The organism is Hydrogenophaga intermedia (assembly GCF_000723405.1).
Taxonomy (GTDB): domain Bacteria; phylum Pseudomonadota; class Gammaproteobacteria; order Burkholderiales; family Burkholderiaceae_C; genus Hydrogenophaga; species Hydrogenophaga intermedia.
Genome location: NZ_CCAE010000021.1, coordinates 37,215 through 60,229, shown reverse-complemented (window position 1 = coordinate 60,229; position 23,015 = coordinate 37,215). Strand labels below are relative to the sequence as shown.

Here is a 23,015-nt window from a genome sequence, read left to right as displayed (position 1 = left end):
TCCTCCTCATATCCGCTTGAAAGGCAAGCCATGACATCCGTTCGCCAACTGATCGCCGCCGCCGCCTTGTGCGTGGCCGGTACCGCCCCCGCATTCGCCCTCGTCACCAACGGCTCGTTCACCGACGGCCTCACCGGCTGGCAGACCATCGGCGACGTGTCCGTGCAAGGCGTGGCCAAGCGCGCCACGCTGACCACCGCCTACATGGACGGTGATCTCGAGGAATTCTTCAACCACTCTGGCGTGTCCGCCGTGGACGTGAACGACCTGGCGCCCTTCGCCGGCGTGAACGTGGCCGACCTGGACGTCGGAGGCTGGGCCGCGGAAGGTTCGGCCATGAAGCAGGTGTTGAACGTGGGCGCGGGTGACACGCTGTCGCTGGACTTCTGGTTCGGCCTGACCAGCCAGGACATCGGCGTGAGCGGCTTCGAAGACCTGGCCTTCGTTGCCATCGACGGCCAGATCGTGCAGACCTTCGCCCTGGGCCTGCTGCCCAGCGTCGGCCAGTTCAGCTACCAGTTCCTCACCGGCGGCCCGGTCACCCTGGCCTTCGGCATCGTGGACATCAACGACTACGCCGGTGTGAGCGAGTTCCGCCTCGACAACATCAGCGTGAGCGCCGTGCCCGAGCCCGAGACCATCGCCATGCTGCTGGCCGGCCTGGGCGTGATCGGCGTGACGGTTCGCCGCCGCCGCGCCACCAACGCGTCCGCCTGAGCGAACGCGGGCCTACCCCGATCAGACCGCCAGAGCCCGAACCGCGCGATGTTGACCGCGACGACGACGCAGCCAGCCGCCCAGGCCCACCAGGCCGGCGGCCCACATCAGCAGCGTCTCGGGTTCGGGCACGGGCGTGATCGCCACGTGGATCACCATGTCGTCGAAATCGACGTCGCCCAGGTAGGCGTCGTTGAAGACGAGCAGGGCGCTGCGCTGGTCCGCGGCGAGCAGCAGACCCACGCGCAGGCTGCCGCTGGCGAACAGCGTGCCCCAGCCGTTCGACAGGAAGCCGAAGTCCACCGAGCCGGCGCTGGCCTGCGCGTAGGTGAACGACTCGCCCAGCGTCAGGCCGCCGTCACCGAGGCTGTCGATGCGCTGGCCGCCCGCCAGGAAGGCGTTGTTGTAGGTGGACTCGCCACCCACGAAGCTGAAGCTGAGCGAGGCCGGGCCGCTGAGCAACAGCGAGGCGCCCTGCCACATGCTGTCCAGGTCGAACTGGCCCAGGTCGAACGAGGCGTCGCTCCACCAGCTCGGGTTGAAGTCGGCGTCGAGCGCGGCGGACACGCCGCCGCTGGCGCCCAGCGTCTGCGCGCCGGCACCGGCCATGGAAACCGCCAGACCCAGCGAGAGGGCGGCGGCGCGTGCGATCGATCGAAGGCGTTGCATATCGGTTTCCTTTCTTTCGGTGCGTACCGAGGGGGGAGTCATCAGATGGCCATCAAGGAGCGCTACACCCGAGCCATGCCCTGTGTTTGAGTTCAGGCGCCTGTTGGCGGACACGGGTAACGAACCATGTGCCGGGATTGTCCCGGCCGTGATTCGTTTCTGTGTGTCCGTGAACGCCATTGCAAGGGAATGAGCATGGTCCGATCGGATGATGTCGGCGGCGAAAGTGTGGCCGTCTGTAACGTGGCCCCGCGCCGCCGCCAGTTGTTGTTGCGAGGCCTTGCGGGCTTCGCCGCGTGCTGCTGGACGCCCTGGAGTGCCGCACTGGAAGGCGGGGCCGGTGTGTCAGACCCCGCGCCCGACACGCCGGCCGCGGCCGTGGGCAGCCTCTCGGCCGGCAACCGGCTCGTGTCCGCGGTGGTGATCCAGCGGCAGTGGCTCATCACGGCCGCGCACGTCGTCAACGGTGCGGTGCCCACGCCGCACGAGGTGGTGTTCCGCACGCCGCTGGGCGGCGGCTTCTCCAGCCGCGCGAGCGCGGTTCACGTGCACCCGGAGTTCATCTCGCACAAGATCGACCTGGCGCTGGTGAAGCTGGAAACGCCGGTGCCGCGCGAGATGGGTGCCGCGCGCGTGTACACCGGCCCGCTCTTGGGACACACCATCCGCCTCGTCAGCCACGGCGGCAGCACCACCCTCATCGGCACCGGCGAGAACCGCGTGGACGCGGTCACGCCCGACCCGCAGGGTCGGCCCTGGCAGTACCTGTTCGACCACGACGGCCCGGACCTGTCGAGCAACGTGCTGGGCCCCGCGCTGCCGGTGAACGGCACGCTGGGCGCCGCGCGCGAGGCCACGCTGGTCTCGGGCGACTCGGGCAGCGCCGCCTTCGTGGTGATCGACGGGCAATGGGGCCTGGCGGGCATCAACACCTTCCAGGCGACGCTGAACGGGCCGAACGGCGCGAACGGCAGTGGGCGCGTGGCGGGGGGGATGGTGCTGGTGGCGCATGCACGGTGGATTGCGGAGACGCTGCGGACGGCGGCGGGTGGGAAGCCTGCTTCCTGAGCAGAAGCATCGCCCACAGGGCCGGGTGCGCCGCCAGTGGATGGTCCAGCGAACCGCGAGGCGTTTAGAGGTTACCCACGCCGCTTCGCCCAACGCCATCGCCAAGTCCGATGTCGCTGGTTCACCCCTGGATACCCGACTCCCCATGGCCATTCGGAACTCATTCCCCACTCCATCCCAGACCAGTGGCTCCAATCACACCACGCTGTCGTCCACGCGATTCATGACGCCTGTCCATCCGAAGCGGGCTTCGGGCACGGTGCCTCCCGCCGCTCGGGGAACACCCGCGATGAATGTCGAGCGCACCATCGTGGTCGGCGGGCCGGGTGGCACAGCGTTCACCGCTGATGACACCCGGTCCATTGCGAAGGGACTCGCCACCCGTCTGGAGAATACGCAAGCCATCGTGTCCGGCGACAAGTCCCTGGTGGGGCAGGAGCCGGTCAAGGACGGCCTTTTGCTGGCCCTGGCGAAATCCCCCGTGGAACGCACCTTGCTCTTCGTCCAGGCCCACGGAGATTATGAGAAAGGTGTCTTCTGCATCCAGTTGGACATGGGCGTCTGGCTGCCGGTGGCCGAGCTGTTCCAGGCCATCACCGAATGCCACGAAGGACCCGTCGAGATTTTTTTGACCAGTTGCTATGGGGCTGGGGCACTGAAGCATGCCCACCTCTTGCCCAGGGGCTCCGTGCTGGTCGTTTTGTCGCCCGCAGAGGAGACAACCGCCGGAGCTCAAGTCGATTGCCTGAGCGACCATTTGCCCATGCTCGCCGGGGTGAATGCTTTCGGCCTGCTGCTGGCCTACTGCGCAGTGACGGAGGGCGGAGGCATTCCCCCAGCTGTGGTGGCAGACGATGGCCAGGTGGTCCTGCTGGACGACGCCCTGCAATGTCGCAGAGGCCGAGTATTGAGTGACATGGAGAAAGCACTGCTTCACGAGCAACTGGATGGCTACGTGGGCTGGGAGCGGGTGAATGAAGTGGCCGCACAAGTTGAAGGGGATGGCGTCATTGACGCTCGTGACCGAGACATGGCCATGGCGATCGCGGCGGTGCTGAGCGGCGTGACGACGCTCGTACAGGAGCCAGCAACGACAGCAAGGTGCGCACCCGCCTCGGCAGCGTTGACCAATGTCCGCATGCGTATGAACACTTTTGAGGTGGCACGCATGTTCTCTGAAGCACCCGGGTCTTCCTTCCGCCTGTCGCTGAAGGTGAGGGGCCGTTGGAACCCAGTGGGGAACACCGTGGTGCTTCGGGTGGAGGATGAAAACGTGACGATCGTGTTCACGGGAGAGCCATGGAATGGCACCCTCGCCATCGTGTCGCTGGAAGGGTCGAAGAATGCGCTGGACTCACTGGAAAAGCAGGGCTTCCTCGAGCAGGCCCGCGGCGACAAGCCATTGCCGCCAGCTGCGGCCACATGCGTTGGCGTGCGCCTCGACACCTCGCACAGCTGGGTGGCCGCCATGTACAGGGAGCGTGGCGGGACAGTGCAGCTGTCCGAGCTACTGACGGGCACGTGGAGCGGGATCTCTGACACCCTCTGTCTTCGGGACGGACACGAAGAGGTCAACGTCGTGCTGAAACGTCTTCCGAACAGTGACGTCGTCCATGTATTGACCGTGGATGGCTCGAAAGCCGCCATGAAGAAGCTTCAAGCAATGGGCATTTTCACTGGCAAGCCTTTGCCGACCCCCGTGGCGGTGAGCAGTGGTGTCGCGCGTGAGAGTCAGATTGCTCAGGTCCCGGCGATTGCTGTCGCCTCACCAGGGATGCCAAACACGCCCACCATCGGCGGGCCGGAAAGGGTGATTCACCCGCGCATCGACGAGATGTTCAAGTGCCGAGGCGGCAAGCCCTTGGATCTGTCTAAAGACGGATCGAAGCGGATTCAAGGGTACTGGAGCCAAGTCTCCAACGCGCTGTATCTGCGCGTGGGCGGTGAGGATGTCGTGCTGCGATTGGCCGGCGAGCCGGTTGACGGTTCGGTGGTCGTCGTGAAGGCCGAGGGTTCATCGCGGGCGATCAACACGCTGCGGGAACATGGTGTGCTGGTTGGGACACCGGTGGACCCACTCTGAGGTAGCCAGGGGGGCACTGCATCGGAAGGCTCCGCCGCGGGGGAGCCTCAAGTGATGCCTGGTACGGGCGATGGGCTGGCAGTTGTTGACAGCAAGCCCGTCTAGCCACGCCGGTCTCAGGCGACTCTGGTAGCGAAGGCCGTGCGCGAGTCCAGGCCTTGGTCAATTGGCCTACGACCCTGGTGGTCGGGTATGTAGTCTCGGTCATCTGTTTGGGGACCCGGACAGACCGGGTGATGCACTCAGGGCGATGTTCGAGGTGATGCCGATCACCCGATGCCCGTATCCAACCCGCCCTTGGGGCCAACGCACCATGTTCAATCCCGTTCGCTACTACCAGAAACGCCTCGAGATCAAGCGGAATGTTTTCGATGCCGATAGGAATACGCTGAATCTCCAGGAACTGAACCGCTTCGTGAATGGCAGTTCCAAGAAGCCGAGGACCGCTCCCACGTACCTGCGGGCGAAAACGAGGGATCTTCTGGCGAACACTCTCGTGGAGGACATGAATCACCGCAAATTTGGCGGGCAACTGCAGCAGGTCGCCGACAACCTGCTCAATTGGTGCCGGTCCCCTGGTGGTGCCGAGAACAAAAAAGTTCGAGAGTGGCTGAAGCAGTTGACCGAGGCCAAGCCAGCGGGCCGTCCTGCGGTCGAGTCGGTCGAGGTCGAGTCGGTCGAGGTTGAGTCGGTCGAGGTTGAGTCGGTCGAGGTTGAGTCGGTCGAGGTTGAGCCGGTCAAGATACCTACTTGGACGTTTGCCCAGCTCATCAAAGACTTCGGCGGCGATGTGCAATCGGGTGTCTCGTCCAAGGACGTTGCGCCATCGCATCGCACGTCGGAGGAGGAGTTCGACTGGAGCGCTGCATGCCACGATGCAATGAATGGGATCGAGTTCCCGATTCCGAACCAGGCCAAACCCGGGACAGAGGACGTGAGTGGGAGCAATGAGGAGAATGCCCCGATCGACGGCGTGTCGGAGCGCGAGAGCGACACCAACGATATGTTCGAGAGGGTCGACAAGAGGATCGAGAATCAAAGGCGGCGACCTGCGCCCATACTTCGCCCGAGGCAAGACTCGACGCAGCCGCGAGACCATCGCGTCATGCACCTGCTCGACAATGGGCAAATCGCGCCAGTGAAGCAGTAGGCACAGGCATTCGCCCGGCGCGTTACCCCGCCGGGCACAACTCCACGACGTAGCCGGTGCTGGATCGAAACAGGCGGCCGGCCGTTCTTTCCAGCCAGGGCGGCAGCGCATTCACCGCGTGGCGCTGGCATTCGGTGACGCGGGCATGGTTCGCCATCGCCGTGGCGGCGACCAGATCCACGCCCCCTTGCGCCGGGCAGGTGCGCAGCACCGGTTGGTGGTTCGGCTCGAACGCATCGGCGGGCAACAGCAAGGTGAACCACGACGGCACACCACACACCCCTTGAGGCCGTGCCTGCGCGGCTTGCAGGCTGGCCAGGGCTGTTTCAGGTGGTGCGTGCTGGCGCCAGACACCCACTGCATCGCGCGCGACGGATTGCGCCAGTCCCAACGCGCCCAACGCGGCCGTGAGCGTCAGCACCATCAGCGCATGCCGGCGAACGCCGGCCTGCACGGGGGTGTGGCTCTTGTCCAGCAGCCCCATCAACAAGGCCACGAACAACGGCACCAGGTTGTAGAACGCCGGCGGCACGCGCAGGCCGAAGTACACGATCAGGGGCAGCAGCAAGAGCAGCGCGGGTCGTCGCCACGCGGCCAGCGCGAACGCGGCGAGCATGGCCAGGCCCAGCGCGGGAAAGAAGTCGCTGCGCAGGTAGTAGATGAAGAGGCTGCCATCGTCGCGCGACGCAAAGCTCTGGCCTTGCAACGACAGGCCGTGCAGCAGGTCCGCCAGGGGGAAGGGGTAGGCCGCCGCGATGGCGCCGTGCAGGGCCAATGCCAGCCCCAGGCCCGGGATCGCGTCGCGCCACAGCGTTCGCCAGCCCGCCCTGTCCAGCGCCAGCGCGGCGTGCGCGGCGGCGATGAGGAACACCGTGGGCTGCACCCAGGCCAGCAGACTCAGCAGCCAGGCCCAGGACCACAGCCGCTCGCGTGCGCGCAGGGCCTCGGCCGCCACCACCAGCGCGATGGCCAGCACCTCGGGGCGGAACATCAGCTTCGCCTGCAGCGCGAACACCACGAGCGCGAATGCGGCGCACACCAGTCGGCCATGCGTGCGCGCGAGTGCCCACCAGGCCAGCGCCGCTGTGCCGGCCATCACCAGCGACAAGGACAGGAAGCTGCCTTCGATGGAGCAGGTGGGGTTGAGCAGCGACAGCAGCCAGGGCCAGCCGATGCCGTGCCAGATGTAGCGGTACGCGCCCGTCGGGTCGAGCGGGAAGATCGGCGTCTCGAAGCGGCCCGTGCCGCAGTGGTATTGCGCCACCGAGGCGAACAGCACGCCGTCGCCCACCGGCGCGGGCAACTGCAGGCCCAGGTAGAGCAGCAGCCGGGCCAGCACCAGGGTGGGCGCGAGTGCAAGCGCCAGGGCCAGGGGCAAGCGCCAGCGGGAGCGCCGCACCGCGTGCCGCGGCCCGCCATGCGGGGGCTTGCTCAGGGCGCTGGCATCGGCTGCGCTCACCATCCCAGTGTCTCGATGACGTCGTCGGCCCAGGCTTGCATGTCGGGCAGGGCGGGCAGCGGCTGCGCGAAGAAGCCGTCCTCGCGCACGCGGCGCAGCATGGCGCGCAGCGCGCCGGCGAAGGCGCGTTCGCCCGCCTCGGCGATCAGCACCCAGGGCGTGCCTTCCAGAATCTCCGACACGCCCGATTCGCGGTTGAGCACCACCGCGCTGTGCCGGTACAGCGCCTCGATCGCGGGCAGGCCGAAGCCCTGGCGCGCGGGCATCAGGAAGATGTGCGCCTGGCGGTACAGGGCCTCGAGTTGCTCGTCGCTCACGAAGCCGTGGAAGCTCACGCGATCGTGGATGCCCAGTTGCAGCGCCAGCGCCTGCAGGGCGTCGCGCTGCGGCCCGGCACCGGCCACGTGCAGCCGCCAATCGCCCAGGTCGCGCTGCCCGTCTTCCTGCGCCAGGGCACGCAGCATCCAGTCCACGCGCTTGCTCGCCTGCAGGCGGCAGACGCTGAGCAGGTGCACCAGGCGCTGGTTGCGCGCGGGGGCCTCGGCCGCGGTGTGGCCGTGGCCGCCCAGGTAGTGCACGCGCGCGGACCGGCCGTAGAGCTGGCCCATCTCGCGTGAGAGCGCCCGGGTGTTGGTGAGCAGTTGTTCGGCGCCGCGCACGCCGCGGCCGGTGGCCCAGTCGCGCAGGGCCAGGCGCAGGTCCAGCGGGTCCCAGAACGGCGTGCGGGCGGGCGTGAGCAGGCTGTAGGTGTCGGGGATGCGCAGGTGGTAGCGGCGCGCACCGCTCAAGCCCGCGTGCAGGGCCGACTGGATGTTGAACAGCACCGGCGTTGGCGAGCCCATCGCGTGCAAGCGCTGCAGGGCCGCGCGCAGGGCCAGCGCGCGCGCCAGGCCGGGGCCCGAGGGGCGCAACTGGTGCACGCGCAGCGGCAGCCGCGCGTGCCGCGCGAGGTCGATGTGGTCGCGGTAGCACAGCACGCTGTGCGGCAGGCCGCGGGCGTGCAGGCCTTCGCTGAGCGCGAGGATCACCCGCTCTTCGCCGCCGAATTCGACGAACTCGGGCTGGAAGATGACGGCTTCGCCGGGGGCGGGGAAAGAGGTGCTGGTGTGCGGCCCCTTCGCCCCGGCCCTCTCCCCGGGGGAGAGGGGGGCGATGCCCGGTGTGATGAAGGGCGGGTCGGCTTTCATGGCGTCACGCGCGTGGCGTCGCCGGCCTGGCCGGCGAGCAGTTGCGACTCCAGCGTGCGCAGCACGGCCTCGCGGTCGATGTGCCGCTCGGCGTGCTCGCGCGCGCGCCGGCCCAGGGTTTCCCGGCGTGCCGGGTCGTCCATCAGCGCCTCGATGGCGCGGGCCAGCGCGGACGGATCGCCCGGCGGCGCCACCACGCCGCAGTGGCCCACCACCTCGGCCAGCTCGGTGCCGGCGCGGCAGGTGGCCACCACGGGGCGCCCGCTCGCCAACATGTTGGTGAGTTTGGACGGCAGCACCAGGTCCTCGGCTTCCACGCTTTGCGGCAGCAGGTGCGCGTCGGCCAGGCCCAGCAGCTCGCCCAGGCGCTCCAGGGGCTGCAGGGGCAGCAGGCGCAGGTTGCTCAGCTCGCGCGCGGCGGCCTCCAGCTCGGCCTGCAGGGCGCCCTGGCCGCAGACGACGAAGACGATGTCCGGCCGGTGCCTCAGGGCGCGCGCGGCCTGCACCACGGTGTCCAGGCCCTGCTTGGCGCTCCAGCTGCCCGAGAACAGCGCCACGCGCGCGCCGCCGGGCAGGCCGAGTTCGGCGTGGTAGGCGCTGGCGCCGCGCAGCGGGCGAACCGCCTGCACGTCGGCCCAGTTGGGGAAGCGCTGCGCGCGCTCGGGCGACACGCCTTTGCGCAGCAGGTGCTCGTGCATGCGACCCGAAATGGTGGAGACGGTGTCGAAGCGGCGCAGCAACCAGGACTCGACGCCCAGCGCGAGCCGGCGCAGCAGGCCCTGGCGCAGCAAGCCCATCTTGAGCGCGACGTCGACCTCGAAGTCCTGCACGTGCAGCCAGGCGCGCGCGCCGGTGGCGCGGGCCGTGAGCCAGCCCATGGGCGCGCACAGCAGCGCGGGCGCCACCACCATCACCACCTCGGGCCGCCAGGCCCATTGGCGCAGCAGGCTGGGCAATGAGGCGAGGGCGAAGCTGGCCAGGTGCAGCACGCGCTTGAGGCCACCCGGCCGCGCGGGCACCCACAGCGGCGCGCGCCACACGCGCACGCCGCGCCAGACCTCGTGGCGGTACGGTGGCCAGCGCCACGCGGCGTCCACGCGCCAGGTGGGGTAGTAGGGCGGGGCGCAGACCACGCGCACCTCGTGCCCTTGCGCGACCAGCCACTCGGCCATCTCGCCCGAGTACTTGCCGATGCCCACGGGCTCGGGGGCGAAGTTCGCGCTGACGATCAGCAGCTTCATGGCTGGCGCGCGCCCAGGCCATCGGGCGCCGTCGGCGCGTCGGGCCCTCCGGGGGCCTGCTGGGCGGCGCGCGTCATCTCCCGGGTCTTGAGCTGGATCATGTACTCGTACATGCTTTGCAGCACCGCGTAGGTGAAGCCCGCACGCCCGTCCAGAAAGCCCGCGCGCGCCACGTAGAGCAGCGTGAACTTGACCAGCGGGCGCAGCGGCAGCCGATAGAACAGCTCCTTCTGGTGAAAGCGGCGCTCGTGGAAGTCCTTCGCGGTGAAGGCCTTGGCGATGGAGAAGCCCTCGTGCTGGCGGCGGTTCTCCACGATCTGGCGTGCCTCCAGCGTGCTGTAGCTGTTGTGCCGTTCCAGCCAGTGGCTGATGCCCTTGCTGAAGGGGTAGTGGTCGAGAAAACCCGGCACCTGGCCGACGGGGCCGTCGGGCAGCGACACGGGGTTGACCAGGCGCTCGTAGCGCATGCGCTCGGGGCGGAACAGGCGCAGGTAGAAGGGCGAGGTCTGCACGTGCTGCAGCCAGGTGCCCAGGAAGAAGTCGCGCCGCTGCACGCGAAAGGCCACGTGCTCGCCGGGGCTGGCCACCGCCGCGCGCACGGCGGCCACCAGCTCGGGCGTCATGCGCTCGTCGGCGTCGATGTAGAACACCCAGGGGTGCTTGAAGGGGATGTTCGCCAGGCCCCAGTTCTGGTGCGTGGCCCAGTTGTCGAAGGCGCGCGGCGTGACGGTGGCGCCGAACTCGCGCGCGATCTCCTGCGTGCGGTCGGTGCTGAGCGAGTCGTAGACGTGGATGTCGTCCGACCAGGCCACGCTGCGCAGGCAGCCCGGCAGGTCCTGCTGCTCATTTTTGGTGAGCACGAGGATGGAGACCTGGGTCATGGCGATGCCTCTCGTTGGCGTGCGCTGATGCGTTGCGCGGGGTGCCCGGCCCACACGGACCAGGGCTCGTCGATGCTTTTCATGACCACCGAGCGCGCGCCCACCACGCAGCCCGGCGCCAGGCGCACGCCGGGGCCCACGAAGGCGTCGGCGCAGACCCAGGCGTGGGGGCCGATGTCGATGGCGCGGGCGACCAGTTGGAAGTTGTGCGAATGGATGTCGTGCGTGCCGCCGCACAGGTGCGAGCCTTGCGAGATCACGGCGTCGTGGCCGATGCGCAGCGGGCCCATGTTGTAGAGCGTGGCGCCATCGCCCACGCCCACGCGGTCACCGATCTCCAGTTGCCAGGGCGCCCAGATGCGCGCGCCCGGGTAGACGTGCACGTGCGCGCCCAGGCGCGCGCCGAACAGGCGCAGCAGCGCGCGCCGCCAGGCGTGCGCCGGGCGCGGGCTGGTGCGGAACAGCAGCAGCCACACCACGCCCCAGGTGGCGCGCGCCACCCGGTTGCCCAGCGTGAACGAGGGCTGCGTGGCGGGGTCGTTGCCGGGGAGGATCATGAGACGCGTTTGGCCACCAGGACCATGCTCTTCCACAGGTAGGGCAGGCGGCCCACGCCGCCGAAGCGCACCAGCTCGAAGCCGTGCTGGCTCAGCAACTCGGTGAGCGTGCGCCGGCTCCAGAACTTGATGTGCCCGCCGTGCCACAGGGCCGTGTGGTGGTGGTCCCACTGGTCCAGGACGGCGAGCGCCAGGTTCTTGAGGTAGCCGTGGTACGGCGTGGTGAGCACCAGGTGGCCGCCGGGCTCCAGCACCGCGCGCGCGAACGCCGGCAGCAGGTGCGGCGAGTACAGGTGCTCGATGACCTCGGTGGAGACCACGGCCTGGAAGTGACCCTCGGCGTCGACCAGGCGCTGCGGCTCGTCCTGCACACCCAGGCGGTGAAAGCGCAGCGCGGGGTGGCGCTCCTGCGCCAGGCGCACGCCGGCCTCGTCTTGGTCAACGCCGCAGACCTCGTAGCCGCGCCGCGCGAGTTCGCCGCAGAGGGTGCCGTTGCCGCAGCCCAGGTCGAGCACGCGGCGCACGCGCAACGCGTCCAGCTCCTCGATCACGCGCGGGCCGATGTAGCCGCACGAGGTGGGCTGGTCGGCCGAGTCCCAGCCGTAGTGGTCGACGACGTTGGTGTTCATGGTGAAGCGTGCGTGGGTGCGTGGGGGCCGTGCTGGGCGGCCAGCGACAGGATGGACTGCGCCATGGCGTCGACCGTGTAGCGGCTGGCGAAGAGATCGCGCGCCGCGGCGGACATGGCCTGGCGGTGGTCGGCGTCGAGCGAGAGCCAGCGCAGCAGCAGCCGCGCGGTGCCGCGCGCATCGTCGTCATCGACGAAGCCCGCGCCAGCCTGCTCCACCTCGCGCCAGATGTTGACCTTGTTGGAGATGAGCACCGGCAGGCCGCAGCCCAGGGCCTCGGCCACGGCGATGCCGAAGTTCTCCTGGTGCGAGGGCAGCACGAAGGCCTCGCAGGCGTGCAGCGCGCCCCATTTGTCGTCGCCCTGCACCATGCCGAGCCAGTGCACGCGGTGCGCCACCGCGCGCTCCTTGGCGCGCGCCTTCAGCGCGGCGAGCTGGCCGTTCTGGTCGGGGCCGGCCATCACCAGGTGCAGGCCCGGGTGGCGGTGCGCCAACTGGCCGAAGGCGTCGATCAGCAGGTCGCAGCCCTTCTTCTCGTGCAGGCGGCCCAGGAACAGCAGCAGGCGCTTGCCGCGCAGTTCGGGGTGTTGGTCGAGGAAGCGCTGCGCCAGCGCCGCGCCATTGGCCGGTGGCGGGCGCGTGCCGTAGGCCACCACCTGCTCGCGCGCGCGGTACAGCCAGAACGATTCGCGCGCGAGGCGGCGCTCTTCCTCGCTGGTGAACAGCACGGCCGAGGCGTCGCGCAGCACGCGGTACTCGGCCCAGGGCCAATAGAGCCACTTCTTCAGGTGCTTGAGCGGGTAGGCCTGTTTGAACCAGGGGTCGAGCATGCCGTGCGTGAACACCACGTAAGGCCGGCGCAGCGCGCGGTACACGCGCCAGGTGGCCAGGCTGTGGTACTGCCACAGGCCGTTGACCACGGTGAGGTCATAGTCGCCCGCGTGCGCGCGCAGCCAGGGCGCCAGGCGCGGGTTGAAGCCGTAGTTGCCGCCCGTGGGGCCCAGGGCGTGCACGCGCAGCGGGTGCCCCGTGACGCTGGGGGAGGCGGGGTCGTCCAGCGTGACGAGGTCCACCTCGTGGCCGAGTTCGCGCAGGCGGATGCCGCGCTGGCGAACCCCTTCCATGGGGCCGCCGCCGTGGGCGTCGACGGTGGGGAGAACGTGCAGGAGTTTCATGGGATCAGCCCCGCAGGGCGGCTACGGCCGCCTGGTCGATGCCGTGGTGCGCGAGCACCTGGGTGTAGACCTTGAGGTAGGCGCGGATCGCGACTTCGGGCAGGAAGCGGCGCGACCAGGCCACGCAGGTGGCGCTGCGGCGCACGGCCTCGGCGGGTGGCGCGTCCAGCACCTCGGCCAGCACGCGCGCGCCGTCTCGAGCCCAGGCGCCGATGTCCTCACCGGCGTGCAGGCGCGGCAGGTAGCGCGTGGCCGGGCCACCGATCTCGTTCATCGGCGCGTCGTCGGTGGTGATGACGGGGCAGCCGCAGGCCTGCGCTTCCACGATGGGCCAGCCGAAGCCTTCGGCGTGGCTCGGAAAGAGCAGCGCGCGCGCCATGGTGTAAGCGGCCTGCAGGCTGTCGTGGTCGAGCCCGCTGGGAAAGAACACGCGGCCCTGGGTGGGCACCTCGGCCAGCGCCGCGCGCTCGGCCGCGCCGGTTTTCACGCCCACCAGCCACAGGGGCAGCGGGTCGGTGCGCTCGCGCGCGTAGGCCGCGTAGATGCGGATCACGCCGGCCACGTTCTTGTACCACTGTCCCCCGCTGATGTGCAGCACGATGCCGCGCGACGCATCGGGCAGGCCGGCGCTGTAGAGCTGGCGCAGGGCCATGGCCTCGGGCATGGGCGCGAAGCTGGCGTTCAGTCCGTTGTGCACCACCTCGCAGCTCAGCGGGTCCACACGGCCCAGGCGCAGCAGCTCGTCGTGCGTGCGCTGCGAGATGCAGATGAAGTGACGCGCCTGCGAGAAACCCCAGCGGATGTAGCGCTGGTACACGCGCCCGGTGAAGCGCGTGGGGTTGCGCGGCTCTTCGCCGAGCGCGCTGCGCAGGGCGAGAAGGTCGTGCACGTGCAGCACCAGCGGGCGCTGGCGCAGCGCCGGCACCCAGGGGCCCAGGGCCTGGTCGGTCAGCACGAACAGGGTGTCGGGCGGCTGGCGGCGCACCTGCTGGCGCAGCCAGCGCGGGAACAGCAGGTACTGGTCCACGTAGCCCGCCCACTTGGCCAGCGGCGTGCCGGCGAAGCGGCGGTGCCAGCGCGGCGCGGGCGACCACAGCTCGACGTCGTGGCCCGAGGCCTCGTAGGCGCCCTGCAGCATGCGCGCGAAGCGCGGCATGCTTTGAGAGGCCATGAACGGCGGGTGGGTGATGAGGACGATGTGCATGGCCTCAGGCTTTGCTTGCCCGCATGGTGGACGGCATGGATGACACGGCGGTGGCGCGTGGCTGCACGTGCAGCCCGCCGAACAGCCAGGCGTTGAAGCGGCAGAAGGTGGCGACGATCAGGAAGATCACGATGCCCTGCGGCAGGTAGCGCAGGTACCAGACGATCCAGCCGTGAACGGACTCGCCGGTGATGCCGCCGAGGAACAGTTCCCACAGCGACAACATGCCCACGGCCGACACCAGCACGGTGCCGTCGGCGCGGCGCGCGGCCAGCAGGTCCAGCACGGCGAAGGCGGCCAGGCACAGCAGGGCGTAGACCGCCAGGTACGCCGGCCCGAGCAGCGCGACGCCATGCGCCACCATGGAGCCGGTGCGGTAGCCACCCAGCGGGCCGCCATGGGCCAGGTGGGCCAGCAGATCGCCGGTGGAGTACTGGTGGTCGCGCTTGTCCAGGCCGAAGCCGAGCTTGTTGATGAGGGGTTGCGGCAGCGTGAGCACGAACAGGTCCAGCGTGCGGCGGGCGAGTTCGGCGCGGTCCGAATCGGTGAAGGTGGCGGCGAAGGTGAACGAGTTGTCGTGGAACTTGGTTTCCACCACGCGCGCGAGCAGCGGGTTGTCGAAGTAGCGCTCGTCGTATTGCTGGCGCACGCGCGCGGCCCGGTCGGCGCGTTCGGCTTCCAGCAGCTCGGGTTGGCCGAAGGCGCGCCAGGTCTCGCTCACCATCTCCACCGCGTTCACGCCGCCGCGCAGCTTGCGCGCCACCACCATGGCGGTGGCCAGGTCGCTCACGGGAATGGCGATGGCGCCCAGCAGGGCCAGCACCACGGCCGTCTGGCCCACACGCGCCCAGCGCACCGGCTCGCGGCTGCGCAACAGCAACAGCAGTGCGAACAGCGACACCGTCATGAAGCCCGAGAGCATGACCCCGCGCGAGTTGGCCGCCAGGCCCAGCAGCACCACCAGCAGCGCGAAGAACACCAGATGCACGGCCTGGCGGTGCCAGCGACAGTAGGCCTGGCCGAACTGCAGCACGTACATGGGAATGAGGAAGGGCGCCCAGGTGAGGAAGGCCATGCCCTGCAGCGTCTTGGCGAACACGCCTTCGCGGCCGGCGCCGATGACGAAGGCCATGAGGCCGAGGTAGCCCATGAACCACAACGTGCCCGTGCCGGGCGGCGTGTACAGGCCCATGCGGTCGAGCCAGCCGCGCAGGCTGGAGGGGTGCGGCGCGCCCGCGGGCGCCAGCACCCAGCGGTAGAAGGCGTGCATGCCGATGGCCACGAGCAGGAAGGCCGCGAGCCACAGGAAGGTGGCCACGGGCTGGCGCAGGTTCTCGCTGATGGGCACGAGGAAGGCCGACTGGCCAATGAGTGCGCCCGTCTGCGTGGTGACGCCGAAGCCGAGCAAGGCGAAGCTGGACACGGGGTGCGTGTGCAGGGCAGGCGTGCTGGCCAGGTAAGCCAGCAGCGCCAGCGAGGCCGCGAACACGGTGCAGGCCGAGGCGAGGTTGGTGGTGTCGAAGCCGATCGCCATCTGCACCAGCAGGGCCAGCGTGCAGGCGCAGAACAGGCCGATCTGCACGAGGCCGCCGTAGGTGAGCGTCGCACGTTGCGCGTTCACACGGCCCCCCGGTCTTGTCCGCACAGCCGCGCGGTGTAGCGGCCCAGGCGCTGCGCCAGCCAGGCCCGGTGCCCGGGCGGCAGTTGCATCACGAAACCCGCGAACAGCAGGGCGCTGAGCGCCATGGTGGCCGACACGGTTGCCGCGCCGTCTCCTGGGTGCGCGGCGATCCAGGCCATGCCGGCGGCACAGACCAGCACCTGCGCCAGCGCGAAGCGAAACAGCGCCGAAGGCCAGGCCAGGCCCTGCGCGCTCAGCCACGCCGCGGCGCGCGACACCGTGAGGGCCATCACCGCCAGTTCCACCGCCACCAGCACCGCGGCGATGCCCATCAGGCCCGCGCGGCCGTCCAGCGCCAGCACGCCGAGCACCGTGGCCAGCGCCGCGAAGGCCGCCAGCGCGAGTTGCGTGTGCAGGCGGTTCTGCCCGAGCAGGATCGCGTCCGCCGGGCGCGCGATGGCGAACAGCAGCAGCGCGATCGAAAACCCCGCGAACACCGTCGCGTCGAAAGCCAGCTTGCCCTGCGTCCACCACCCGAACAGCGTGGGCGCCAGGGCCTGCAGCACCACCAGCGCGGGGCCCAGAAGGAAGACCAGCGTGAGCCACAGGAAGGCGAAGGTGCCCACGGTGGCGGCCTGCTGGCGGTCGCGCAGAAAGCCCATGAACTCGGGGAACACCGGGTCGGTGACGGTGGCGATGCCCTGCAGCGAGAGGTTGCTGGCCGTGCGCAGCGTGGTGAAGGCCACCGCCGCGCCCACGCCCAGCAGGCCGCCCACCAGCACGCGCAGGCCCTGTTGGCGCAGCAGGCCGCAGGCGTAGCTCAGCCCCAGCAGGGTGGAGCCGCGCAGGTTGCGCCAGCCCAAGCCCCAGTCGGGCGATTGCAGGTGCACGCCGTGGCGGCGCGCCAGGCGCCACAGGTCGGCCTGGTACAGCAGGTTCACCGCCAGGTGAGCGCCGGCCAGGGCGCAGGCCGTGGGCCACAGGCCCGCGCCCAGCAGCACGGCCGTGGCCGGCGCCAGGCCGCTCACGGCCTGCACCGCCACGCCCCACCAGGCGCCGCGCGCGAAGTGGCCCAGCGCACTGGCCAGGCGGCCGTAGAGGCCGCTGGTGCTTACGCCGAGCCAGATGGCGGTGCTGACCAGCAGCAGGCTGGCCAGGGCTTCGTTCATGAGCCCCGGCGGCAGCGCCTCGGGCGCCGTGAACAGCACGGCCAGCGCCCCCAGCGCGGCCAGTCCCGCCAGCACCAGCAGCTCCAGCAAACCCAGCCCCAGGCTGTACGGCAGCGCGGCCGACAGCAGCCGGCCCAGGCCCGCGCCGTCGCCGCGCGGCACCTGCAGCATGCGGTTGCCCACCACGTTGTGGTGCGCCAGGCTCAGGATGTTGACGAAGGCTGTGGCGGCCAGCACCACCAGCCAGCAGCCGTACTGCTCCAGTGTCCAGTGCGACAGGTACAGCGGCACCAGGCCGATCTGCACCAGCACGGTCAGGCCGATGCGCGTCCACGACGCGAGGCTGCCGGACAGAACGCGCCTGGCCAGACCCATGATCAGCCCCCCCGCAGGCGAGACAAGGCCTGGGCGTACGCGCTGGCCACGCCCAGCGGGTGGTGGCGCCGGGCCGCGCGTTCGCGCGCGCGCAGCGCCAGCGCGAGCAGTTCTTCGCGGTCGTCCAGCAGGCCCATCAGGGCCGCGCCCAGCGCGGCGGCGTCGCCGCTGGGCACCAGGGCGCCGCAGCGTCCGCCATCCAGCATCTCCTGGCGCGGCAGGTCGTCGTCGGCCAGCACCGCGCAGCCCGCGGCCATGGCCTCCACGAACACCAGGCCATAGGACTCGTGGTGCGGCACCATGCAGTAGAGGTGCGCCTCGCGCATGAGGGCCTGCACCTGTTCGCGCGGCAACTGGCGTTCGTGGCGCAAGGCCTTGAAGCGCTGGCAGCCGGGTGTGTCGCGGCTCACGATCACGGCGCGCACGCGCCGCGCGTGCAGTGTGTCGGCGTGCGCATCCAGCGCCTCGCACAGGGTCTCGATGCCCTTGCGCTTGCCGTCGGCGCCGACGAAGAGCAGCAGGGTCTCTTCACGAGCGAACTTGTCGCGCACGGCCGCTTCGTCCAGCACGCGCAGGTGCGGCAGAAAGAAGGGCAGGGTGAGGGCGCGGTGGCGGTCATGTGGGCGCCGCTCCAGGTAGAGCTCGCGCATGGTGTCGGTGTGAAAGTGCAGCAACGCCGCGCGGCCCGCGCTGGCGTCGACGATGCGCGCCTGCGCCTCGAGAAAGTCCGCGCCGCGCGCGAGCACGCGGCGCAGGCTGGGGAAGCCGGTGGTGGCCATCAGCGGCGGCGCGCGGCGCCGGCTGGGCAGCACGATGCCACGCAGGTCACTGCCGTACTGGTAGAGCACGTCGCTGCCGAGCTGCGAATTGGCCAGTCGGATGCGCGGAAACGGCAGCGGTGCGCCGAGGCGGCGCGCCACGAAGTTGGCGTTGCAGCGCAGGCTCTGCCAGGGGCCGGGCACGAAGCCCACCTCCAGCGAGGCGTCGAAGGCGCTCAGGCTCGCCATGTCGAGCACGCAGCGGTGGTCGGTGTTGTGGCGCTGCACGTTCCAGGCGGCGTTGAGGATGCCCACGCGAAGCGGCGTGTCCAGCACCAGCCCGGGCGCGGTGGCCGTGTCGACGAAGCCGTTCACGCCGCCACCTCCAGCCCACCCCGTCCGTTCGACGCGCCGACCGGCTCGGCGTCCAGCGCGGCGTCCACGATGCGCTGCATCACGCGCTCATTGCGGTGTCCGTCGCGCAGGAAGCGCTCGTGGCCGGCGCGGGCGATGCGCGCGCGCCGGTCCTCGTCGGCCAGGGCGGCCAGACACACCTCGGCGCACTCGCGCGCGTCGCCCCAGAACAGGGCCTCGGCGCCTTCCTGGTACATCGCCTGGTGCTCGGCCGTGCGCTCGGCGCACAGCAGGCCGCCCAGCGAGGGGATCTCCAGCGAACGCGTGGTGTGGCTGTCGCGGTTGTCGCGTGAGAGCAGGCCCAGGTTGAGCCGCGCGCATTGCAGAGCCTTGGCGTAGTCGTCGCCCCCCACGGCGCCACCCGCCCAGTGCGCGCGCAACCGGTCCCACTCGGGCGCCTTGTGCCAGTTGGGGCCGCGAATGGTGAGCGGCACGCCGCGCGCCGCGAGGTCCAGCAGGAAGGGGCCGCGCTCCGGAAACCACGAGCCCAGGAACAGCACCTCGCTGGCCCAGGCCAGTGCGTCGATGGCGCTGATGCGGCGCGGCGCGTGGTTGACCTCGTCGGCGCTGCGGAACAAGCGCATCACGCGCCGCGCGCCCAGGCGCTCCAGTTCGGGCAGGTTTTCTTCTCGCACCACCACCAGCAGGTCGTAGTGCGGGGCGGCCTGCCGATAGGCCTCGAAGCGCGGGCCGTCGCGCGGGCCGGTGGGGTCGTCGATGTTGTAGTTCACCACGCGGCGCGCGTGCTGGCGCAGCCGCTCGATCACGGCCGGCGTGACCCATTCGCCCCCGTCCACGTGGCACAGGTCGAAGGCGCGGCCGTGCAGGGCTTTGGCCAGGGCCGCGTCGATCCAGCGGCCGAACCAGTGGCCGCCCACGTGCCAGGTCCAGCGGTCCACCCAGCGAGACGGCGGCAACAGCTCGCGCAGGCTCAGGTGCTCGACGTTCGCGCCCAGTCGGCGCAGGGCGTTGGCGCGGTCCAGGCAGGTGCCGCTGCGCGGGCCGAGGTAGAGCACGTCCATGGCATCGGCCTCAGGCCGGGTCCGCTTGCGACGAGGTGAACACCACCTCGTGCACGTGACGCAGACCGTCCTTCAGTTCGATGCGCGCGCGAAACCCCAGCGCGTTCAGGCGGCTCACGTCCATCAGCTTGCGCGGCGTGCCGTCGGGCTTGCTGCGGTCGTGCTCGATGAGGCCGTCGTAGCCCACCACCTCGGCAATGGTCTCGGCCAGTTCGCGGATGCTGATGTCCGCGCCCACGCCGATGTTGATGAGCGGTGGCTCGAAGCGGCCGGTGAGGGCCTCGTCGCTGCCCAGCAGGCCGTCGAAGCGTTCGTCGTCCAGGTTCATCAGGAACAGGCAGGCCTGCGCCATGTCGAAGCTGTGCATGAACTCGCGCCGCGGCTCGCCGCTGCCCCAGATGCTCACGCTGGGTGCATCCGCGACCCGCGCCTCGTGGAACTTGCGCAGCAGGGCGGGGATGACGTGGCTGCTGTCGAGGTCGAAGTTGTCCTCGGGGCCGTACAGGTTGGTGGGCATGGCCGCCAGGAAGCGCGTGCCGTGCTGGCGGTTGTGGGCCCAGCACATCTCGATGCCCGCGATCTTGGCCAGGGCGTAGGCGCGGTTGGTGGCCTCCAGCGGGCCGGTGAGCAGGTACTCCTCGCGCAGCGGCTGCGGTGCCAGGCGCGGGTAGATGCAGCTGGAGCCGAGAAACAGCAGGCGCTGCACGCCGGTGCGCCAGGCCTCGTGGATCACGTTGGTCTGGATCTGCAGGTTGTCGCGGATGAAGTCCGCCGGTTCGCGCTGGTTGGCCAGGATGCCGCCCACGCGGGCCGCGGCGAGGAACACGTAATCCGGCTTCGCCTTCTCGAAGAAGGCCGCCGTGGCCACGGGGTCGCGCAGGTCCAGTTCGTCGCGCGTGCGCAGCAGCAGGTGGGTGTGGCCGGCGGCGCGCAGGGCGCGCACGATGGCCGAGCCCACGAGGCCACGGTGGCCGGCGACGAAGATGCGGGCGTCGCGGTCCATCACATCACTCTTCGTAGGCGTAGGAGGGGAAGCCCGCGAGCTTGACCATGGCGTCGCGGCGAGCGATCTGGAAGTCGGTGAGCACCATCTCGCGCACCAGCGTGGCCAGGTCGGTCCTGGGCACCCAGCCCAGCTTCTCGCGCGCACGGGTCGGGTCGCCCAGCAGGGTCTCCACTTCGGTGGGGCGGAAGTAGCGCGGGTCCACGCGCACGATGACGTCGCCCTCGTTCACGCGCAGGTCGGTGCGGTTCACGGAGGCCACCACGCCGGCTTCGTCCACACCTTCACCCACCCAACTGAGGGTGATGCCCAGTTCGCCGGCGGCCATCTCGACGAACTGGCGCACGCTGTGCTGCACGCCGGTGGCGATGACGAAGTCCTCGGGCTTGTCCTGCTGCAGCATCAGCCACTGCATCTCGACGTAGTCGCGCGCGTGGCCCCAGTCGCGCAGGGCGCTCATGTTGCCGAGGTAGAGGCAGTCCTGCAGGCCGATGGCGATGCGCGAGAGTCCGCGCGTGATCTTGCGTGTGACGAAGGTTTCGCCGCGCAGCGGGCTCTCGTGGTTGAAGAGGATGCCGTTGCAGGCGTACAGGCCGTAGGCCTCGCGGTAGTTCACCGTGATCCAGTAGGCGTAGAGCTTGGCCACCGCGTAGGGGCTGCGCGGGTAGAAGGGCGTGGTCTCCTTCTGCGGGATTTCCTGCACCTGGCCATAGAGCTCGCTGGTGGAGGCCTGGTAGAAGCGGCAGGTCTTCTCCAGCCCGTGCAGGCGGATGGCCTCGAGCAGGCGCAGGGTACCCATGGCGTCGGTGTCGGCGGTGTACTCGGGGGTTTCGAAGCTCACGGCGACGTGGCTCATGGCGCCGAGGTTGTAGACCTCGTCGGGGCGGATCTGGCCGACGAGGCGGATGAGGTTGCTGCTGTCGGTGAGGTCACCGTAGTGCAGCACCAGCTTGCGGTCGGCCTCGTGCGGGTCCTGGTAGAGGTGGTCGATGCGGTCGGTGTTGAAGGACGAGGCGCGGCGTTTGATGCCGTGCACGCGGTAGCCCTTGGCGAGCAGCAGCTCGGCGAGGTAGGCGCCGTCCTGGCCGGTGATGCCGGTGATGAGTGCGGTTTTCTGGCTCATGTTCTGCTTCGTTGTGTCTATTGCCTGCGTGATTGGCGTGTCAGGCCTGGGCCCACGGCTGCTCCGGCTTCAAATGCGGCGCCCTTCGCTTCGCGAAGGGTTCCCTGCGATGCTCGGACGGACGGCCCGCGGCAGAACTCACTGCGCTGGCGTCGCCAGCTCCGTTCAAACAGCTGCCGCAAGTCAGAGCACGAAGCGCGCTGCGCGCGCGGCCGTCCGTCCTGCGCTTCTCGGCGCCGCATAGGCGCCTGCGCAGCCGTGGGCCCAGGCCTGACTGAGACAGGGCTGGCGCTCAAGCGTGGGTATGTCGGTGTCGCGGGGGCTGAGGCCAGGTTGGCACTCAAGCGCTGGTGTGCTGGCACCTCGCTGGCCTCGGGCTTGGGGCATGGGCTGGCGGGCGCCTGTGCGCTGCCGAGAAGCGCAGGGCAACCGGCCGGCGCGCGCAGCGCGCTTCGTGCTCTGACTTGCGGCGGCTGTTTGAGCGGAGCGCGCGAAGCGCGCGCAGCGAGTTCCGCCGCACGGTCGGTTGCCCGAGCATCGCAGGGAACCCTTCGCGAAGCGAAGGGCAGCGCAGTGAAGCCCGCCAGCCCATGCCCCAAGCCCGAGGCTCGCCAACCAGGCGACGAGCGCCTCACGGTTGAACTCCATGAAGTCCCGCGAACCGAGACCGAACCGCCGGATCGATCGCTCCCACCAGGGCGTTCGCGAACAAGGCCTGCATGCCATGCGCCTTCGCCGTGTCGCGGTCGATGGAGGAGACGCGCACGAGCATGCCGTCGGGGATGCGGCCGCGCAGGCCGTAGCGCAGTTCGGTGAGCTTCTTGTCGAGGCCGCCGGCGGTGATGTGGTCGCCGACGACGGTCCAGTAGGTGACGGGTTCGAAGCGCTGGCCCAGGTGGGTCTGCATGCGGCGCGCGGTGATGGTGTCGCTGCCGAGGGTCAGTGGCACCTTCTCGATGCGTTCGAGCTTGAAGCCCTGGGCGGGGTAGCAGACTTCGGGCAGATGGAGCTGCAGGTTGTCGGTTTGCGCCTTGCCGTAGGCGATGGAGAGCATGACGCGGTAGCCGCTGGCGTGCATGTAGGTGCGGGTGAGGACCTGGGTGTAGATGGCGTCGATGGTTTGCTGCATTTCAGGATCGACGATCTGCACGGGGACGCTGGTCTGTTCACGCCATTCACCGAATTGGGTGGGGACCATGGCCTCAAGATCGATGGGGGCGCGGTCGTCGGCGAGGCTGCCGGTGGGGCGCATCACGGCGGCCATGGCGGCTGAGGTGAGCATCAGGGCCATGAGGACCAGGTGTTTCCAGCTCTGTTTCATTTTTGGTTCTCGTTGCGTTTCGCGCCTGCGCTGCTTCCTTGCCTGCGGCCACTGGGTGAACGGCTCCGCGAATGTCCCCCGGACCGGCTGCGCCGGTCCTCCTCCTTTATTTCGCTGCGCCGTCCACCCAGTGTCCGCAGGCCACCAACCAAGTTGGCGCGCAAACGCCGGCGATCCAACGTGCAGGCA

The 23,015-nt window shown here is 69.7% G+C and carries 20 protein-coding genes; 4 read left to right on the top strand and 16 right to left on the bottom strand.

Going from position 1 to position 23,015, the window contains the following annotated elements; all coding sequences use genetic code 11:
• Positions 1-30 precede the first annotated feature (30 nt).
• The gene (locus BN948_RS13590) at positions 31-717 is read left to right on the top strand and encodes a PEP-CTERM sorting domain-containing protein (protein ID WP_009518469.1); all 687 of its coding nucleotides are present in this window, start codon (positions 31-33) and stop codon (positions 715-717) included.
• A gap of 21 nt (positions 718-738) precedes the next feature.
• Here BN948_RS13590 and BN948_RS13585 read toward each other — a convergent pair whose 3' ends face one another.
• Positions 739-1,386, bottom strand: coding sequence for a PEP-CTERM sorting domain-containing protein (locus BN948_RS13585; protein ID WP_009518468.1), 648 nt, complete (start codon positions 1,384-1,386; stop codon positions 739-741).
• Between the two features lie 195 nt (positions 1,387-1,581).
• On the opposite strand from BN948_RS13585, the gene BN948_RS13580 reads away from it, so the two are divergent.
• From BN948_RS13580 to BN948_RS13570, 3 genes are all read left to right on the top strand, one after another.
• Positions 1,582-2,454, top strand: a complete 873-nt coding sequence (locus tag BN948_RS13580) for a trypsin-like peptidase domain-containing protein (protein WP_009518467.1) — start codon at positions 1,582-1,584, stop codon at positions 2,452-2,454.
• A 289-nt stretch (positions 2,455-2,743) separates the two neighbouring features.
• Positions 2,744-4,537: a hypothetical protein gene (locus BN948_RS13575; protein WP_009518466.1), complete on the top strand. Its 1,794-nt coding sequence runs from the start codon at positions 2,744-2,746 to the stop codon at positions 4,535-4,537.
• 250 nt (positions 4,538-4,787) lie between these two features.
• Entirely contained in the window at positions 4,788-5,687 is a 900-nt protein-coding gene (locus BN948_RS13570; RefSeq protein ID WP_035622091.1) for a hypothetical protein, read from the top strand.
• Positions 5,688-5,709: 22 nt separating this feature from the next.
• Here BN948_RS13570 and BN948_RS13565 read toward each other — a convergent pair whose 3' ends face one another.
• From BN948_RS13565 to epsI, 15 genes are all read right to left on the bottom strand, one after another.
• On the bottom strand, positions 5,710-7,149 hold the full coding sequence (locus tag BN948_RS13565) for a hypothetical protein (protein WP_009518464.1): 1,440 nt from the start codon (positions 7,147-7,149) through the stop codon (positions 5,710-5,712).
• Positions 7,143-8,333 carry a glycosyltransferase family 4 protein gene (locus BN948_RS13560; RefSeq protein WP_009518463.1) on the bottom strand — a complete coding sequence of 397 codons (1,191 nt, stop codon included), beginning with the start codon at positions 8,331-8,333 and terminating at the stop codon, positions 7,143-7,145. The genes BN948_RS13565 and BN948_RS13560 overlap by 7 nt, the downstream gene beginning before the upstream one ends.
• Complete coding sequence (locus BN948_RS13555) at positions 8,330-9,574, bottom strand: WcaI family glycosyltransferase (RefSeq protein WP_009518462.1); 1,245 nt, start codon at positions 9,572-9,574, stop codon at positions 8,330-8,332. The genes BN948_RS13560 and BN948_RS13555 overlap by 4 nt, the downstream gene beginning before the upstream one ends.
• Positions 9,571-10,455, bottom strand: a complete 885-nt coding sequence (locus BN948_RS13550; protein WP_009518461.1) for a glycosyltransferase family 2 protein — start codon at positions 10,453-10,455, stop codon at positions 9,571-9,573. Before BN948_RS13550 ends, BN948_RS13555 begins: the two co-directional genes overlap by 4 nt.
• Positions 10,452-11,012, bottom strand: coding sequence for an LbetaH domain-containing protein (locus tag BN948_RS13545; protein ID WP_009518460.1), 561 nt, complete (start codon positions 11,010-11,012; stop codon positions 10,452-10,454). The genes BN948_RS13550 and BN948_RS13545 overlap by 4 nt, the downstream gene beginning before the upstream one ends.
• Positions 11,009-11,641, bottom strand: coding sequence for a class I SAM-dependent methyltransferase (locus BN948_RS13540; RefSeq protein ID WP_009518459.1), 633 nt, complete (start codon positions 11,639-11,641; stop codon positions 11,009-11,011). The genes BN948_RS13545 and BN948_RS13540 overlap by 4 nt, the downstream gene beginning before the upstream one ends.
• On the bottom strand, positions 11,638-12,816 hold the full coding sequence (locus tag BN948_RS13535; protein ID WP_009518458.1) for a glycosyltransferase: 1,179 nt from the start codon (positions 12,814-12,816) through the stop codon (positions 11,638-11,640). Before BN948_RS13535 ends, BN948_RS13540 begins: the two co-directional genes overlap by 4 nt.
• Positions 12,817-12,820: 4 nt before the next feature.
• Positions 12,821-14,020, bottom strand: a complete 1,200-nt coding sequence (locus BN948_RS13530; protein ID WP_009518457.1) for a glycosyltransferase — start codon at positions 14,018-14,020, stop codon at positions 12,821-12,823.
• A 4-nt stretch (positions 14,021-14,024) separates the two neighbouring features.
• Positions 14,025-15,641: a hypothetical protein gene (locus BN948_RS13525; protein WP_009518456.1), complete on the bottom strand. Its 1,617-nt coding sequence runs from the start codon at positions 15,639-15,641 to the stop codon at positions 14,025-14,027.
• Complete coding sequence (locus BN948_RS26670; protein ID WP_009518455.1) at positions 15,638-17,185, bottom strand: hypothetical protein; 1,548 nt, start codon at positions 17,183-17,185, stop codon at positions 15,638-15,640. Before BN948_RS26670 ends, BN948_RS13525 begins: the two co-directional genes overlap by 4 nt.
• 2 nt (positions 17,186-17,187) lie before the next feature.
• Complete coding sequence (locus BN948_RS25700) at positions 17,188-18,318, bottom strand: glycosyltransferase (RefSeq protein WP_009518454.1); 1,131 nt, start codon at positions 18,316-18,318, stop codon at positions 17,188-17,190.
• Positions 18,315-19,379, bottom strand: coding sequence for a CgeB family protein (locus BN948_RS13510; RefSeq protein WP_009518452.1), 1,065 nt, complete (start codon positions 19,377-19,379; stop codon positions 18,315-18,317). Before BN948_RS13510 ends, BN948_RS25700 begins: the two co-directional genes overlap by 4 nt.
• A 10-nt stretch (positions 19,380-19,389) precedes the next feature.
• Complete coding sequence (locus tag BN948_RS13505; RefSeq protein ID WP_009518451.1) at positions 19,390-20,382, bottom strand: GDP-L-fucose synthase family protein; 993 nt, start codon at positions 20,380-20,382, stop codon at positions 19,390-19,392.
• Positions 20,383-20,386: 4 nt separating this feature from the next.
• Positions 20,387-21,505: a GDP-mannose 4,6-dehydratase gene (gene gmd, locus BN948_RS13500; RefSeq protein ID WP_009518450.1), complete on the bottom strand. Its 1,119-nt coding sequence runs from the start codon at positions 21,503-21,505 to the stop codon at positions 20,387-20,389.
• A 631-nt stretch (positions 21,506-22,136) separates the two neighbouring features.
• Positions 22,137-22,826 carry an exosortase-associated protein EpsI, B-type gene (gene epsI, locus BN948_RS13495; protein WP_009518449.1) on the bottom strand — a complete coding sequence of 230 codons (690 nt, stop codon included), beginning with the start codon at positions 22,824-22,826 and terminating at the stop codon, positions 22,137-22,139.
• Between the last annotated feature and the right edge of the window lie 189 nt (positions 22,827-23,015).